Raw genomic sequence first — 16,703 nt, 5'->3', positions numbered from 1 at the left:
TTCTTAAAACGATAAATATTCTATCGTTATGTGATTTTTTAACAAATGGATTTGATGTAGTTATCGCACAAGGAGTGCACATGATAAGTTTATTCCCCATTTTGCTGTCGCTAGGGTTGCTGATGTATTTGGCTTACCGTGGTCATAGCGTCATTTTGTTAGCGCCGTTATTAGCAATGCTAGCTGTGCTGTTGAGTGGTGAGGCCAGTACGATGCTAGGCGTCTATACCCAAGTATTTATGAAAGGGTTGGGCGGATATATCATCAGCTTTTTCCCGCTTTTTCTATTAGGGGCTATATTCGGTAAATTGATGGATGATTCAGGATCGGCATTGAGCATATCCGAATCATTGGTCGCCAAACTTGGCAAAAAACAAGCGGTTCTGTCTATTGTCATGGCTTGTGCCATTTTGACGTACGGTGGGGTGTCGTTGTTTGTAGTAGGTTTTGCTGTATACCCAATCGCTGCTGCTCTATTTCGTGAATTAAATATTCCAAAAAGATTGATTCCTGGTGCAATCGCGCTAGGTGCTTTGACTTTTACGATGACGGCGCTACCAGGTACGCCTGCCATTCAAAACGCTATTCCCATGCCATTTTTCAAAACGGATTCTTTTGCAGCCCCTGGTCTTGGTGCTATCGCTGGCTTGATTATGCTAGTAGGTGGCATGGTTTGGCTTAATTATCGTGCTAAAAAAGCTTTCAATGAAGGGGAGGGTTATGGTGAGCACCATAACGATAAATTAGTTGTCACCGATCGTAGTGCTAAGCCTTCATTACTGGTGGCATTGTTACCCATTATCTTGGTCATATTGATTAACTTCATTTGTACGAAATGGCTATTACCCAGCATGGATAACAGCTATTTGGCGAGTGAAGCGTTTGGTGCTGTGCCACTGGCTAAAGTACTCGGTATTTGGGCTATCGTCATCGCTTTAGTTGTATCTTGTGGGTCGATGATTTTGCTGAATTGGAAACGTTGGAAAAACTTAAAAGAATCTCTTAGCGAAGGTGCGCTTGGTTCATTGCTACCTATTTTTAATACAGCCTCTGAAGTTGGTTATGGATCGGTAATCGCTACTTTGACAGGATTTATCATTGTAAAAGAATTTTTATTAGGCTTATCTCCAGGCAATCCACTGATTTCAGAAGCCGTGTTCGTCAATGTGATGGCAGGTATTACTGGCTCTGCATCAGGTGGACTAAGTATTGCTCTAAATACTATGGGGGACAACTATCTACAATTGGCCTCTCAATTTGGCATCAATCCTGAGTTGATGCATCGCGTAGCGTCTATCGCATCAGGTGGTTTGGATGCGCTTCCTCATAATGGCGCAGTGATAACGTTATTGGTAATTTGTCAGCTCACACACAAAGAATCTTATAAAGATATTTTTGTGGTCGCTGTTGCCGTACCTGTGCTAGCACTTATAGCTGTCATAACTTTAGGCACGTTAATGGGTTCGTTTTAGCACAGTATTCAACACAAAATATTAAACACACAGTATGAAAAACATCGTGATCAACACAAGGATAGGTAAATATGTCACATAGTATTCTTCTCCCAAGAATAATGGAGGTCGGGCGTGATGCGTGTCAAAAGCTACCGACAATATTAGATAGCTTGGGTATAAAAAAGCCACTCATTATCACAGATGAAATGATGGTGAAACTCGGCTATGTAGAGAAACTACAAGCCATTTTGAAAGGCGTTGATATCACGGCTGATGTATTCTCGGATACTATGCCAGAACCAACTGAAAGCTCTATTGAATCAGGTGTGCAGCAAGTACGACATCAAGAATATGATGGGTTAATTGCTTTGGGCGGCGGCAGTCCTATAGATAGTGCAAAAGCCATTTCAATTTTGGGTAAATTCGGTGGTGTCATTAATGACTATAAATTTCCTCGTCAAGTGAATAAAGCTGGCTTGCCTATTGTTGCCATTCCTACTACCGCAGGAACAGGGTCAGAGGTTACCAAGTTTACTATCATCACTGATGAGGCCAATAACGAAAAGTTATTGTGTGTCGGTATGGGGTTCATGCCAGTCGCAGCGATTATTGACTATAGTCTCACGATGACCGTCCCCCCTCGCACGACTGCCGATACGGGCATTGATGCGATGACACATGCTATCGAGGCTTACGTTAGTCAAAAACGTAATGCTTATAGTGACCAGCAAGCTTTAGCAGCATTACGTTTGATTGGACCCAATCTACAAAAAGCCTATCACGATGGTAAGGACGAAACGGCACGTGAAGCGATGATGTTGGGCTCTACGTTAGCAGGCATTGCATTTAACAATTCATCAGTGGCCTTAGTACATGGCATGAGTCGGCCAATTGGGGCGTTCTTTCATGTACCACACGGTCTATCAAATGCGATGTTATTACCAACGATTACTGAGTTTGGTATATCAAGTACTCCGGATCGCTATGCAGACTGTGCCCGTGCACTAGGTATTGCTGAACTCAACGATACAGACGACCAAGCAAATATAAAGTTGATTGCTTACTTAAAAGGTTTGAATACGGAGCTTAAAGTACCTACATTAGCGCAATTTGGGGTTCAAAAAACAGAGTTTGATGAGTTGGTCAATACGATGTGTGACCAAGCGTTTGGCTCAGGCTCGCCTAACAACAATCCTCGAATACCTAGTTTAGAAGAAATGCTGCAACTTTATGCGCTGCTATGGACAGAAGACGCCTCGAATGATGCTTTACTAAGGTAATAAACGGAAATTTTACTTTTAATTCACTTACCAACTCAATCCTATAAAAGGAATATATTATGCAAACTATCGGACATTTTATTAACGGTCATACGATTACTGAAGACGGTCAAACTCAGCCTATTTATAACCCTTCTACGGGTGAAGTGAGTAAGCAAGTTGCGTTAGGTGGTGCTAAAACGATTGATGAAGCCGTCGTTGCAGCAAAAGCCGCTTTTCCGGCATGGCGTAAAACCCCGCCGATGAAACGCGCTAGAGTCATGTTCAAATTCAAAGAATTATTAGAACAAAATGCTGATGAAATCTGTCGACTAATCGGTGAAGAGCATGGGAAGATTTCACATGATGCCGCTGGTGAGCTACAGCGCGGCATCGAGAATGTTGAATATGCTTGCGGTGCACCAGAGTTATTAAAAGGTGAGCACAGTCGTAATGCTGGCCCAGATATTGACTCTTGGAGTGAGTTTCATCCTCTAGGCGTAGTGGCTGGAATTACCCCATTTAACTTTCCTGTGATGGTTCCTCTTTGGATGTTCCCTATGGCTATCGTCTGCGGAAACACGTTTATTCTAAAGCCATCTGAACGTGATCCTAGTGCCGCCATGTTTATTGCAAAATTGATGAAAGAAGCAGGATTGCCTGATGGTGTGTTGAACGTGGTCAATGGTGGCAAAGAGGCCGTTGATGCGCTTTTGCATCATTCAGATGTTGAAGCCATAAGTTTCGTGGGCTCTACACCAATTGCAGAATGTATTTATACAACAGCCACCGCTCAAGGCAAAAGGTGTCAAGCATTAGGCGGCGCAAAAAACCATGCAATCGTGATGCCAGATGCAGACTTAGATAATGTGGTTACTTCGCTACTAGGCGCTGCATTTGGTTCGTCAGGCGAGCGCTGTATGGCGCTATCTGTTGCGGTCGCAGTCGGTGATGATATAGCTGATAAAATGGTTGAAGCATTACAGCCTGCCATACAGCAGTTGAAATTAGGTGCTTATTCTGACAAAGAAAATGATTTTGGTCCTGTCATTACTGGTGCGCACAAATCTAAAATTTTAGAGCATATCAAAAGTGCTACTGACCAAGGAGCTAACGTCATCATTGATGGCTCTGATGCAGCACCGACAGGTCATGAGCAAGGTTTCTTTGTGGGTCCAACTCTAATAGACAATGTGACAAAAGAGATGGACAGTTACGAAGCAGAGATTTTTGGACCAGTGCTTCAGGTGATGCGTGTGCAGACAATGGAAGAGGCGATACAGCTCATAAATGAACATGAATACGGCAATGGCACGTGTATCTATACCCGAGATGGGGAGGCGGCACGTTACTTCGTTGATAATATTCAGGTGGGTATGGTTGGCGTTAATATTCCACTACCAGTGCCTGTTGCTTCTCAAAGCTTTGGTGGTTGGAAGCGCTCATTATTTGGAGATTTGTTCATGTACGGACCAGATGGTGTTAGGTTTTTTACTCGCCGAAAAACAATTACCCAACGCTGGCCTAGCGCAGCAATACGAGAAGATAAGCAATTTTCGATGCCAACTTTAGGTTAGCGTTTATAGCTCGTCTGTAGTACAAATAACACTCTCAACAAAAAAGCCACTTAATAGCTAAGTGGCTTTTTTGTTGTTTTTGGGTCATATGGGTCATGGTAAAGATAAGGCTCTAGTCTCGAAATAGATGTCGCTCTATAATTTTCCTAAGACAGCTGCGTAAAAGTTATGATGATTATGAAGGTATAGCGCTAAACCCTAAAGAAAGAATACGCCTAGTCGCTGACCTTGGAGATGCCAATTTTATGATACTGCAGGGCAGTAGCGATAGTTTGAACGTATCAACATATAATCAATGCTTTAATTTATCTTTGCTTATACACATGAAAAACAGGCCTATTACTTAGCAGTAATAAGCCTGTTTTTCATGGAGTGACTCTCGCAAATGCGCAACAAGCAGTTTCAACTTTTGATCCGGTTGCTTTGCCTTAGGATAAACCGCATACATTCCCATTCTTTTTCGTGTAAAGCGTTGCAAAATCTGTGTGAGCGTATTTTGCTGCAGCTCCTTATAAACAAGTGCTTGTGGTAAAAAAGAGATACCTAAATCGCTAAGAGTCGCTTGTTTAATCGCATCAAGATGATTGCTATGAAACCGACCCTCTACAGCAAGCAATTGCTCTGTACCGTCTATATATAGTGGCCATACGTCATTAGCCGCATTATCAAACTTATAGACCAAGCATTTATGATCCTGTAATTGTTCAGGTGTCTGAGGTGTACCATGTTGCTCCAAATATTCCGGCGTCGCACATATCACCCACTGACTATCTATAAGGCGCCTTGCAATAAGTGATGAATCTTCAAGCTCGGCGGTTCTTATGGCCAGATCAAACCCTTCTTCTATCAAATCAACCAATCGATTGGTAATTTGTAAATCCACTGATATTTCTGGGTGTTGTTTACAGAATTCAGCAATAGATTCGCTCAATACTAGATTAGCAGAGACCACCGGTAGAGTGATACGTATGTTGCCCTTCATATCCTCACCGTAACCTGTTACGGCGTTTTCCGCTTCTTGAAAGGCAAATTTAGCAATTTTAGCTTTGTTGTAAAGCGTTTTTCCTGCATCGGTTAAGCTCAATTTTCTGGTGGTTCTATAAAGTAGCTGTGCGTTTAGATTTTCTTCTAATCTTGCAATGCGTTTGCTTACGACTGAATTCGTCAATGACAGTTTTTCAGCGACCCGAGAGAATGATCCTTCATCAACTACTTGAACGAATAAAACCATATCATCAGCTTTGACCATACTTGTTCTCCAATTGGTGCAATATGTTTCGGATTATAGCAAAAAAAGAAAATAACATTGTCCTTTGATGCAATATATCAATGTATGGACAAGGCGTAGAATATTTTGGGGAATTTTGAACATTTAGTCGGTGCAATTATTAGCACTCATTGTGCATGACTGTTTAAAATTTTCTAATCACCATTAAGTCATAAAAATAAATATTTAGATGACTTTGTTCAAGGAAGATTACACGTTAAAAAGGATATGATTTTGAATCAAACAATATATGGGCTGCTGGCATTACTACCAATCATTCTCTGTGGTGTTTTTCTGATAGGCTTGCAGTGGTCAGCCAAAAAAACCATGCCAATTATTTTAGCCGTTACTGCCGCGCTTGCCCTCTTTGTATGGGATATGACGCTTAATCGCGTGTCCTCATCTATTATTCAGGGTTTGGTTATTACCGTTTCAGTATTGTGGATCATATTCGGTGCTATTTTTTTACTGAATACGTTGAAGCATACCGGTGCTATCGCCGTTATCCGTGCTGGGTTTACCAATGTATCGCCAGATAGGCGAGTGCAAGCCATTATTATTGCATGGTGCTTTGGCTGCTTTCTTGAGGGGGCTGCTGGCTTTGGTACAGCTGCCGCTATTGCAGCACCTTTACTCGTCGCGATAGGGTTTCCAGCGTTGGGTGCGGTGTTAATGGGAATGATGATACAAAGTACGCCGGTATCGTTTGGTGCGGTCGGTACGCCTATCGTTATTGGGGTAAACAAGGGGTTAGATACAGTAGCTATTAGCGCCCAACTGGCACAACAAGGACTAGAGTGGGGTGACTTTTTACAACTGATTACCAGCCAAGTCGCTATTATGCACGGTGTCATTGGTACATTTATGCCACTTTTTATGGTGATGATGCTCACGCGATTTTTTGGAAAAAACAAAAGCTGGAAAGAAGGCTTCGCAATCTGGCCATTTGCTATATTCGCTGGCTTGGCATTTACGATTCCTTATACCTTAACAGGTGTCTTCTTAGGGCCCGAGTTTCCGTCACTGGTCGGTGGTTTGGTCAGTATTGCTATCGTTGTTAATGCGGCAAAACGTGGCTTTTTAGTACCAAAAACCACATGGGATTTTGAACCGAAAAAAAGCTGGCCAAATGAATGGCTTGGTAAGTTAGTGGTCAGTAAGGAAGACTTGACACCGAGTTCAAATGGTAAAAAGATGTCCGTGGTTATGGCATGGTTTCCTTATTTACTGGTTGCCCTCTTACTGGTGTGTTCAAGAATATTAACAGGTTTTCAGTCTTTGCTTAACAGCGCAACAGTAGACCTAACCTCGATTTTAAGTGAGGCAGATATCAGTGCCAGTTTTAGCCCTTTATACTTACCAGGTGGCTTGTTATTAATCAGCGCCTTGGTTGCCGCAGCTTTTCAAACCAAAAAACCAGGCAGTGCACTAAGCAGTGCATTCAAAGAGTCAGGTAAAACTGTACTAGGGGCTGGATTTGTCCTTATTTTCACGATTCCAATGGTTAGGATTTTTATTAATTCAGGCGTAAACTTATCAGATGTGGCAAGTATGCCAGTCGCTAGTGCAGAGTTATTTGCGGGTACTTTTGGCAGTGCTTTTCCATTGATCAGTGCAACCATTGGAGCGTTAGGTGCCTTTATCGCGGGCTCTAATACCGTATCTAATATGATGTTCAGTCAATTCCAATATGAAGCCGCCATGAGCTTACATATTTCACCTTCATTGATCATCGCAGCTCAAGCAGTTGGTGCTGCAGCTGGTAATATGATTGCCATACATAACGTGGTGGCTGCATCAGCAACGGTGGGTCTACTCGGTATGGAGGGCGCCACACTTAGGCGTACTATTTTACCTACCCTCTATTATGTGTTGTTCTGTGGCATCATCGTCATGGCTGCCATTTACCTCTTTGGTTTTCAAGGGCCTTTAGCATAATGAGTGACACACAATCACAAGTTAAGGAGCGTCATATGGCTTCATCAAACCTTTTCTCATCAAACATAACGTATCCGGACACACTCCGTCCTGATCAAGTGTTAGATAAGCTAACGCATTTACTGGGAGCCAGTAATGTACAGGCTGATCCAGAGAAAAACGAACACTATAGAATGGGGTGGCGCTCTGGTGGTGGCAATGCTTTGGCTGTTTTGTTTCCGCAAACACTGCTTGAGATTTGGCGTAGCTTAGAAGTGTGTGTAGAAGGCGACTGCATCATTATCATGCAAGCGGCAAAAACAGGACTGACTGAAGGCTCAACCCCGAGCGGTAATGACTACGATAGACCGGTGGTTGTGATTAACACGCTTGCAATGAACCAGTTGTATTTGGTGAATGACAATGAGCAAGTGATTAGCTTGCCTGGGGCGACATTACATCAGTTGCAAAGTCAGCTTAATACCGTAAATAGGGCGCCTCACTCCGTCATCGGGTCTTCGACATTGGGTGCGTCTATTATTGGTGGTATTTCTAACAACTCCGGCGGTGCGCTGGTTAAAAGAGGCCCTGCCTATACCGAGCTTGCATTGTTTGCCCAAATAAACCAACACGGTCAGCTGGTGCTAGTCAATCATCTAGACGTAGAATTGGGCGACACTCCAGTAGAAATACTTACTAACTTACAAACAGGTAATTTTGATAAAAGAGAATTACCTAACACTGGCAAGCTTGCTTCTGACAAAGAGTACATCGCTAGAGTAAAAGATGTTGATGCAAGCACACCCAGCCGCTTTAATGCGGATAAGCGAAGACTTTATGAGGCCAGTGGCTGTGCTGGCAAGCTTGCCGTGTTTGCGGTACGTCTTGACACCTATCCAATAGCGGTAAAAGAGAAAACCTTTTATATAGGTACCAATAGTGTGAGTGAGCTGGCACAGCTCAGAAGACAGATATTATCGAGCTTCGATAATATTCCTGAAGTTGGTGAATATATGCATCGTGATATATTTGATGTATCTGCTAAGTATGGTAAGGACACGTTCCTGAGCATTAAGCATCTTGGTACAAATGCCTTACCTAGATTGTTTTCTATTAAAGGCGCTATGGACGCAAAGTTCCATAAATGGTCATGGATGCCAAAGCATTTTACTGACAAAGTCATGCAGTTCATCGCCAATATATTTCCAAAGCATCTACCGAAGCGCATGATGGAGTACCGCGATCAATATGAACATCATCTCATCATAAAAATGAGTGATGATGGTATAGCAGAGGCACAGAGTTTTCTAAAGACGTTCTTTGCTGCTTCAGACACGGGTAACTATTTTGAATGTAGTCAGGAAGAGTCAGAAAGCGCGCTTTTAAATCGTTTTGCCGCAGCTGGTGCCGCATTAAGATATGAAGTGATACACGAAAAAGAAGTCGGTGAGATATTAGCGTTGGATATTGCCATACCGCGTAATGAATTAGAATGGCTTGAAACGCTACCTGAAGAAATTGAAAAGCACTTAGAGATGAAGCTGTATTACGGACATTTCTTTTGTTATGTGTTTCATCAAGACTATATCTTGAAGAAGGGCAGTGATGCACACCTTGTTAAAAAGATGATGTTAGCGCTGTTGAGTGCACGCGGGGCAAAGTATCCTGCTGAGCATAATGTAGGGCATCTATATGAAGCAGAACCTGATCTGCAAAATTTTTATAAGAGCCTAGACCCAACCAATACCTTTAATCCGGGTATTGGTAAAATGTCGAAAACCAAACGTAATTGCTCGTGCTGTTTATAACTGAACTTTAAAACTGGCAGCGGACTGATTATTTATCAGTAGCTAAGTGGCTGAATCGTTCAGTGTTTGTCTATTATAAATTGTTCAATACACCCTCAAAAGCACTGCCGATTGGTAGTGCTTTTTTATTATTTCTAGGTAAATATATCAGTGGCCTAGAGTTCAGAAGCACATTTATTCAAAATGATTTTGTTATCTATTGTTAAATACCAGTCGATGCTATGTATAATGCAGCACTAGCATAGCTTTCACTTAGTATGGCTTTCACTCATATGCCTTTAATAAGAAGATTACATTATGTCAAACAAGCGTCCTTTATATATCCCCATTGCTGGACCAGCTCTACTAGAGACCTCTTTACTGAATAAAGGGAGTGCTTTTTCATCAGAAGAACGTGATAGTTTTAATTTAACAGGGCTATTACCTCATAACATTGAGACGATTGAAGAGCAATCATTACGTGCTTATCATCAACTGCGCTCATTCACTAATGATATGGATAAGCATATTTACTTGCGTAATATACAAGATACCAATGAAACCTTATTTCACCATCTAATTGAGCAGCATATCGAAGAAGTCATGCCGCTCATTTATACGCCAACAGTTGGTCAAGCGTGTGAAAAATTCTCGCAAATTTATCGCCGTAAACGGGGTTTGTTTATCTCATATCCTGAGCGCCATCAAATCGATGATATGCTGCAAAATGCCACCAAACAAAACGTCAAAGTGATCGTTGTTACTGACGGCGAACGTATATTGGGCCTAGGTGATCAAGGTATTGGTGGTATGGGGATTCCCATTGGTAAGTTAGCTTTGTATACGGCTTGTGGTGGCATCAGTCCTGCTTATTGTCTACCTATTCTGCTAGATGTCGGCACCAATAACCAACAGCTACTTGACGATCCTATGTATATGGGGTGGAGAAATCCACGCATCTCTGGTGATGAGTATAATGAGTTTGTCGATTTATTTATTCAAGCCGTTAAGCGTCGTTGGCCAGAGGTGTTATTACAATTTGAAGATTTTGCACAGGGCAACGCCACCCCTTTATTGAATAGATATCGTGACCAATTATGCTGCTTCAATGATGATATTCAAGGGACTGCTGCGGTTTCGGTCGGTGCTTTGATTGCAGCGTGCCTAAATAAAGGTCAGAAACTAAGTCAGCAAAAAATAGCATTTTTAGGGGCAGGATCTGCTGGTTGTGGTATTGCTGAGCATATCATTCGTCAAATGCAGCGTGAAGGGTTGACTGAAGAGCAGGCTCGCAGCCAAGTGTTTATGGTTGACCGTTATGGCCTGCTTATTGATAGCATGACAGAGCTACAAAAATTCCAAGAACCGTTAGTGCAAAAGCAATCTGCTATTGATCACTGGGACAAAAGTCAAAAGCTGGGTTTAGCGCAAGTAGTTAAACAAGCAAAAATTACCGTGTTATTCGGCGTCAGTGGACAAAAAGGTCTGTTCACCCAAGAGGTGATCGAAGCCTTGTGCGTCAATACTGAACACCCAATTGTACTGCCTCTTTCAAATCCAACGTCTCGTGTGGAAGCAACGCCGCAAGAAGTGACTAATTGGAGTAAGGGTAAGGCAATTATTGCAACGGGTAGTCCTTTTCCTCATACTACTTTTAACGGTCAGTCTTTTGAGGTTTCTCAGTGTAATAACAGCTATATTTTCCCCGGTATCGGTCTGGGTGTTTTAGCAGCACGGGCGACGGGTATCAGCGATAATATGCTAATGGCGGCAAGCCAAGCGCTTGCAGATATATCAATGGAATACGAAAAAGCACCAGGTGCCATACTACCGCCTATCAAAGTTATCAGAGAGATTAGTGAAAAAATAGCTTATGCAGTGGCATTGCAAGCAGTTCAAGATAAGCTGGCACTACCTATCACGTCGGAGAACTTACAACGCCGATTGAAAGCGAATTTTTGGTTACCTGAATATCGTAACTATCGCCGTACTTCTTTCTAGGTTTATAAATTAGACATAGCAAATCTTAATACTGGGCAAATTATCTAAGCAACATATTGAATGAAAAAGATAGTTGATGAGCCTGTCATGTTGGAGAGGGTAGTCGGCTTTGTAAAACGACAATCTTGTAGATAGCCTGATTTTAATAGCAAAAAACCACCTTTATAGGTGGTTTTTTGCTGCTGATTTTTTGTTCAGAATTGGTGCAGCCGACTTTCAGAAAATCCTCTTGCGATGCAAAAATTGCAATTTAATATTATTAAAAAATCATGTGCGCACATAATGCAATAATCGGTAATGAGATAATGGTTCTCAATAGAAAAATCACTAATAACTGAAAAAAGCTAACTGGAATCTTCGTTCCTAAAATCAATCCGCCTACTTCCGACATATAGATCAATTGAGATACTGACAAGCAAGCGATGACAAATCGGGTCAACTCTGATTCTATTGAAGAGCCGATAATCGCAGGCAAAAACATATCGGCAAAACCTACCATAATCGTTTTTGACATCTCTACCGCAAAAGGTATGTTCAATAACTCTAAGAATGGAATAAACGGCATACCTAAATAATCAAATACAGGGGTTTCTTCTGCAACGATTAAGCCCATCGTCCCGATTGCCATAACGACGGGTAATATTCCGATCCACATATCCAAAATATTTTTTAACCCATCCTTTAAGAAAGTAGAAAAGCTTGGACTCTTTTCTGCTTTGTGAACGGCTTTATGTAAGCTGTGCGTAAATAATGTTTTTCCTTCAGGGATGGTTTCATGATCTCTATCACCATTTTCTACTACATACGTATCTTCAATTCTAGATAAAGGTAACAGCCTTGGTACGATCAAAGCACAAACAATCCCGCATAAAGCAACCACCCCAATCATATTGAGAAAGTAGGTTTCTAGCTTAACCTGAGAGATGACAACCAAGCAGAACGTAATCGAGACTGCTGAAAAACTGGTAGCAATAACTGCCGCTTCTTTTTTGGTATAAAACCCGCCTTCCAATTGTTTATCAGTTAATAATACGCCGATAGTTCCATCACCCAACCATGACGTTAGACAATCTACAGAGGACCTACCGGGCAAACCGAATAGAGGTCTCATCACTTTACTTAGTAGAACTCCGAAAAATTCTAATAAGCCAAAATCAAGCAGTAGTGGTAGCAACAACCCAGCCAAGAAAAATACGATAAAAAGTATTGGCATTAATTCATATAATATTAATCCACCGATATTATCTGAATATATTGCCTCAAACCCAAATTTAAAATAAGTAGCGACAACAAAGAACGCACCAAGCATTCTAATGATGAGCCAAGGTGTTGTGACGTTCAACAAGTTATTTAAAAAGGCATTGTTTAGAATCAATGAAGGCTTCATGACCTTAGTATATAGCGTACAGCACAGTGTAATCATAATGGAGATTACAACAAGCAGTGGTAAAACATCACCCATATAACCCTGTATATAATCCTTTAACACAGAGATAGGAATGGTAAATCCTTCTGCATATGATACAAACTTACCATCTACATAGGGGATTGGAAATACGAAGAGCAACAGACCTATTATAGAGGGTATAAAGAATTTTAAGAACTGTCTGGTACTGATATTGCTAACATCTTGACTTGAAGAACTAGATTTAATAATGTCCATATTATTGTTACTCGCAGTCCATTTTTTAACTAGCCTAAATAAATATTTGCAATAAATATATTTAGGCTAGATGCTTTAAATTATTTTAAATATTTAATATTAGTAATTCTTTAAAAGAGACTGCGTAACTTTTTCTAAAATTTTAAATATTCTGGTAGAGTCATCTTTTGAATTGTTATACAAAGGATTGATTTCTGCCATTTCCCAACAGCATACTTTCTTATTTTTGATTAGCTCTATGTTAAGTTGCATGGCTTGTTCGTATGATAGGCCATTCATTGCAGGCGTACCGGTTCCTGGTACATACAAAGGGTCAACGCTATCAACATCAAACGAGACATAAATATGATCACAATATTCTAATTTTTTGAAGATTTCCTCTACTGTGGAACTGATGCCTTTTTGAGTTATCTCAGCAACGCTATATAAAGGGATTTTATGTCTTCTAATTAAATCCATCTCTTCTTCTTGATAGTCTCTAACGGCACAAAAGACCACATTTTCTGGCTTGATAGATGGTTCGCTTGATGCCATAAATTTCAATTTTTCCCAATACTCTTTTTCTTTTTCAGAAAGCTCATTGCGCTGGCATTCTAGATTGTCGATCGCACAAGCCATCGCCAAAGGCATGCCATGCATGTTTCCTGATCCACTGGTATATGGTGAATGAAAATCAGCGTGTGCGTCTATATAGACCACACCAATTTCAGCATCAGGATGCGCCATTTTTAGGCCATGCATCGTTCCTGCACAACTAGAATGATCTCCAGCTAAAACAATAGGAAATTTATTCTCATTTCTTATATCTTTTATTTTGTGTGCTAACTTAGAGATAATCGGTTCAATCACATCAGCATACTTTGCATGCGCAAACTGTGACTCCCCCTCACTGTTGCTATCATCTTCAATACTGTCGAATTGCAATTTTTCAAAATAATCTGCATTGAGCTCTTTCGATGATGCTTTTAATGCATCAATGCCTAGAGAGGCGCCTTTTTTATATCCTGCAATATCTGAATAAACTTCTACTATTCTTATATTTTTCATCATATCAGTCATGATTTTGTCTCTATTAAATAAAATAATTTTTACATCATTTAAATTAAATTCATTTTTATATATTAAAGTTCTTGAAAATTAGCAGATAGATTTAAAAAATAAACATATCCACAAGTGTTCAAGAGCCATACTAAATATAGAAAAAGTTTAAAAATTAATTTTTGTTTTAAACTTTATACAAAACGATAAGTACTTTTAGAAGCACTTATCGTTTTGCAGTATTAATTACTGTTGCATTAATCACTTACGACATAGCCACAGATTCAGCTTCATTCGTCACTAGGCTATGATTTTTGCTATGGCCTTTCACTACCGAATATAAGTTTTTAGGGTCAGCTTGCTGAGGTATCAGATCTAAAACCTCATACCCGCCCTGCTCTCTGATCAAGTCGCGTAAAAAGACCAACGCCGTAAAGTCTTCTGAGGCAAAACCAACACCATCAAACACGATTAAATCATCTGCTGACGTTCGAGCTTGCACTTCACCTTTGAGGATGCGATGAAATTCAGTAACAGGGAAGTCGCTTGATAGATTTTGAATCTCACCCTCAACGCGTGTCTGAGGCTCAAACTCCACAATCACATGATCTGCTCGCATCAATATATTGCTATCCAGCTCTGTTTTACCAGGACAATCACCGCCTATCGCATTGATATAAACACCTTTTGTGATTATATCGTCGCGTAAAATAGTGGCATTGGTTTTGTCAGCCGTACAGGTAGTAATGATCTCTGCACCTAAAACAGCTTCCTCTAACGTGCTACAAACAATAACTTCTAAACCTGAGTCTACAAGATTGTCAGCCGTTTTCTGCGAGGCCGCTGGATCAACATCATACAAACGAACTTCTGAGATACCCATGATGGCTTTCATGCCTAATGCTTGAAATTCAGACTGAGCGCCGTTTCCTATTAGCGCCAATTTTTTAACGCCTTTTGGCGCACAATGTTTAGCCAACATAGCTGATGTGGCAGCCGTACGTAATGCCGTCAGAATACACATCTCTGTTAGCAAAATAGGATACCCAGTCTCGACGTCAGACAAGATACCCATCGCCGCTACGGTCTGCAAGTTTCGTGTGGTATTGATTGGGTGACCATTGACATATTTACAAGCAAACATCTCTCCATCGCTGACTGGCATCAACTCGATGACACCATCTTTTGAATGCGAAGCAAAGCGAGAAGATTTTTCAAATTGATCCCAACGAAGATAATCTTTTTCTAAAGCATCTACTAGATCTGTAATGCATTGCTCAACGCCATAATCATGAATCATTTTAGCCATCGCTTGTACACTAACGAATGGCACGCCTTCCTTGGGTGATACGATAAATTTAGACATTAATGCTGTTCCTTTTCATGAATATTGTTTGTTGAACCGACAATTAATATGCTACCAATTATAATTGTCAGTTAAAATGTCAATAAGTTATTAAATATGGACGTATTTTTGACATATTGTTAAGTGCTACTTGGCATAATGTCAAAATTCAACGAAGGAAGCATTTTTATGGCGTATTACACTTATGACTCTTTAGATAGCGAACTGATATCTGAACTTCGACAAGATGGTCGAGCAACCATCTCAAACCTTGCTAAAAAACTCAAAGTTTCTCGTGCCACTGTCCAAAATAGGTTAGACAGACTGATTCATAACGGCGCTATTTTAGGATTTACCATTCGAGTGCATGAAGCATTAGATAAAGAAACGGTTAAAGCGATGATGATGATTGAAGTGACAGGAAAATCTACGTCACAAGTGATTAGGAAATTACGAGGTATCCCGCAGCTGATTAAGTTACATACGACCAATGGGGCATGGGATTTGGTTGCAGAGATACACACTACAAGCTTGAGAGAATTTGATGAAGTACTACGTCAAGTCAGAGAGATTGACGGCATTCTAAATAGTGAAACAAGTGTTCTGCTTTCGAGTTTGTAAGGTAACCGTATCCAGATAAATATGTTCAGCACAGTCGAAGAAGCCAAGCCAAGCGACATATGTGTAAACATAATGGCATGCAAAAACGTCAATTACATCAGTTAAAACAGTGAGTTCAAAGGGAACTGAATTAGTTATTTAGGACAGCGCTAAGATAAAAATTTTTCTGACATAAGTTATATCAATTTTATATTGAACTGATTATATATTGTATTTCACTAAATTGCAGACAATAAAAAACCCTTACAAGTCAATGACTGTAAGGGTTTGAATTTGGTGGGCCCAGTAGGACTTGAACCTACGACCAAAGGATTATGAGTCCTTGTTTTTACAACAACAATACACAATATATAGCGATAAATAGTTGTAATTTCCGGTTGTAAGTCAGTTGATATAAGGGTTTAGGTTGTAATATAAACATATCTGTCAACAAGTAGATATATCTATCAATAAATTCAGAGTATCAAAATAGTATCAAAATGAATAGTGTCAGAAGTTTTTGAAAAGTAAGGGTCTACAAATAAAACTTTTAAGTGATTAGCAATAAAGGATATATCTTCCGTTCAATGTATGAAAAAAGTCCACATGTAGTTGGACTTGCGAATTAAAGTCCCTCAAGTATTTTTACGGATTTTGGCAGGGGTCAGATCGACTTATCAACTTCCGCAGGAAAGGTTTGAATATTCAATTCACGAATAGCAGTAGCTCTATTTTCAAACCCCAATATTAAGCACATCATCTAAGCAAAATACCAATTAAAGAAAAGTTGCTAAC

General features: G+C 40.4%; 11 protein-coding genes. 7 read left to right on the top strand and 4 right to left on the bottom strand.

The window, feature by feature from the left end:
- The first annotated feature begins 80 nt into the window (after positions 1-80).
- The 3 genes from IPZ60_RS05200 (at position 81) to IPZ60_RS05190 (ending at position 4,290) form a co-directional block, all read left to right on the top strand.
- The gene (locus IPZ60_RS05200; RefSeq protein WP_194196777.1) at positions 81-1,472 is read left to right on the top strand and encodes a GntP family permease; all 1,392 of its coding nucleotides are present in this window, start codon (positions 81-83) and stop codon (positions 1,470-1,472) included.
- A gap of 71 nt (positions 1,473-1,543) precedes the next feature.
- The gene (locus tag IPZ60_RS05195) at positions 1,544-2,734 is read left to right on the top strand and encodes an iron-containing alcohol dehydrogenase (protein WP_194196776.1); all 1,191 of its coding nucleotides are present in this window, start codon (positions 1,544-1,546) and stop codon (positions 2,732-2,734) included.
- Positions 2,735-2,793: 59 nt separating this feature from the next.
- Positions 2,794-4,290: a CoA-acylating methylmalonate-semialdehyde dehydrogenase gene (locus IPZ60_RS05190; protein ID WP_194196775.1), complete on the top strand. Its 1,497-nt coding sequence runs from the start codon at positions 2,794-2,796 to the stop codon at positions 4,288-4,290.
- Between the two features lie 343 nt (positions 4,291-4,633).
- On the opposite strand, the gene IPZ60_RS05185 is transcribed toward IPZ60_RS05190, so the two are convergent.
- The gene (locus IPZ60_RS05185) at positions 4,634-5,539 is read right to left on the bottom strand and encodes a LysR family transcriptional regulator (RefSeq protein ID WP_194196774.1); all 906 of its coding nucleotides are present in this window, start codon (positions 5,537-5,539) and stop codon (positions 4,634-4,636) included.
- A gap of 252 nt (positions 5,540-5,791) precedes the next feature.
- Between IPZ60_RS05185 and IPZ60_RS05180 the strand changes: the two genes are divergently transcribed.
- The 3 genes from IPZ60_RS05180 to IPZ60_RS05170 all read left to right on the top strand — a co-directional run bounded on the left by IPZ60_RS05180 (position 5,792) and on the right by IPZ60_RS05170 (position 11,262).
- Complete coding sequence (locus tag IPZ60_RS05180) at positions 5,792-7,495, top strand: L-lactate permease (RefSeq protein WP_194196773.1); 1,704 nt, start codon at positions 5,792-5,794, stop codon at positions 7,493-7,495.
- A 35-nt stretch (positions 7,496-7,530) separates the two neighbouring features.
- Complete coding sequence (gene dld, locus IPZ60_RS05175) at positions 7,531-9,282, top strand: D-lactate dehydrogenase (protein ID WP_194196772.1); 1,752 nt, start codon at positions 7,531-7,533, stop codon at positions 9,280-9,282.
- A gap of 297 nt (positions 9,283-9,579) precedes the next feature.
- Entirely contained in the window at positions 9,580-11,262 is a 1,683-nt protein-coding gene (locus IPZ60_RS05170; protein ID WP_194196771.1) for an NAD-dependent malic enzyme, read from the top strand.
- Positions 11,263-11,521: 259 nt separating this feature from the next.
- Here IPZ60_RS05170 and IPZ60_RS05165 read toward each other — a convergent pair whose 3' ends face one another.
- From IPZ60_RS05165 to IPZ60_RS05155, 3 genes are all read right to left on the bottom strand, one after another.
- Complete coding sequence (locus IPZ60_RS05165; protein ID WP_227669225.1) at positions 11,522-12,925, bottom strand: YjiH family protein; 1,404 nt, start codon at positions 12,923-12,925, stop codon at positions 11,522-11,524.
- A gap of 99 nt (positions 12,926-13,024) precedes the next feature.
- Positions 13,025-13,984 (bottom strand): arginase, encoded by a 960-nt coding sequence (locus IPZ60_RS05160; RefSeq protein ID WP_149492222.1) that lies wholly within the window; start codon positions 13,982-13,984, stop codon positions 13,025-13,027.
- 244 nt (positions 13,985-14,228) lie between these two features.
- Entirely contained in the window at positions 14,229-15,329 is a 1,101-nt protein-coding gene (locus tag IPZ60_RS05155) for an ornithine cyclodeaminase (RefSeq protein ID WP_194196770.1), read from the bottom strand.
- A 168-nt stretch (positions 15,330-15,497) separates the two neighbouring features.
- Between IPZ60_RS05155 and IPZ60_RS05150 the strand changes: the two genes are divergently transcribed.
- Positions 15,498-15,929 carry an Lrp/AsnC family transcriptional regulator gene (locus IPZ60_RS05150; RefSeq protein ID WP_011514116.1) on the top strand — a complete coding sequence of 144 codons (432 nt, stop codon included), beginning with the start codon at positions 15,498-15,500 and terminating at the stop codon, positions 15,927-15,929.
- Positions 15,930-16,703: the final 774 nt, after the last annotated feature.

The sequence above is a fragment of the Psychrobacter sp. NG25 genome (genome assembly GCF_015234355.1).
In the GTDB taxonomy this organism is placed as follows: domain Bacteria; phylum Pseudomonadota; class Gammaproteobacteria; order Pseudomonadales; family Moraxellaceae; genus Psychrobacter.
This window is presented reverse-complemented; position numbering and strand designations above follow the sequence as displayed.

Bases quoted from the DNA above. Each gene is read 5' to 3' on its own strand.
- IPZ60_RS05165 (WP_227669225.1), bottom strand. From the start codon at position 12,925: ATGGACATTATTAAATCTAGTTCTTCAAGTCAAGATGTTAGCAATATC.
- IPZ60_RS05200 (WP_194196777.1), top strand. From the start codon at position 81: ATGATAAGTTTATTCCCCATTTTGCTGTCGCTAGGGTTGCTGATGTAT.
- IPZ60_RS05195 (WP_194196776.1), top strand. From the start codon at position 1,544: ATGTCACATAGTATTCTTCTCCCAAGAATAATGGAGGTCGGGCGTGAT.
- IPZ60_RS05155 (WP_194196770.1), bottom strand. From the start codon at position 15,329: ATGTCTAAATTTATCGTATCACCCAAGGAAGGCGTGCCATTCGTTAGT.
- dld (WP_194196772.1), top strand. From the start codon at position 7,531: ATGGCTTCATCAAACCTTTTCTCATCAAACATAACGTATCCGGACACA.
- IPZ60_RS05160 (WP_149492222.1), bottom strand. From the start codon at position 13,984: ATGACTGATATGATGAAAAATATAAGAATAGTAGAAGTTTATTCAGAT.
- IPZ60_RS05150 (WP_011514116.1), top strand. From the start codon at position 15,498: ATGGCGTATTACACTTATGACTCTTTAGATAGCGAACTGATATCTGAA.
- IPZ60_RS05185 (WP_194196774.1), bottom strand. From the start codon at position 5,539: ATGGTCAAAGCTGATGATATGGTTTTATTCGTTCAAGTAGTTGATGAA.
- IPZ60_RS05170 (WP_194196771.1), top strand. From the start codon at position 9,580: ATGTCAAACAAGCGTCCTTTATATATCCCCATTGCTGGACCAGCTCTA.
- IPZ60_RS05190 (WP_194196775.1), top strand. From the start codon at position 2,794: ATGCAAACTATCGGACATTTTATTAACGGTCATACGATTACTGAAGAC.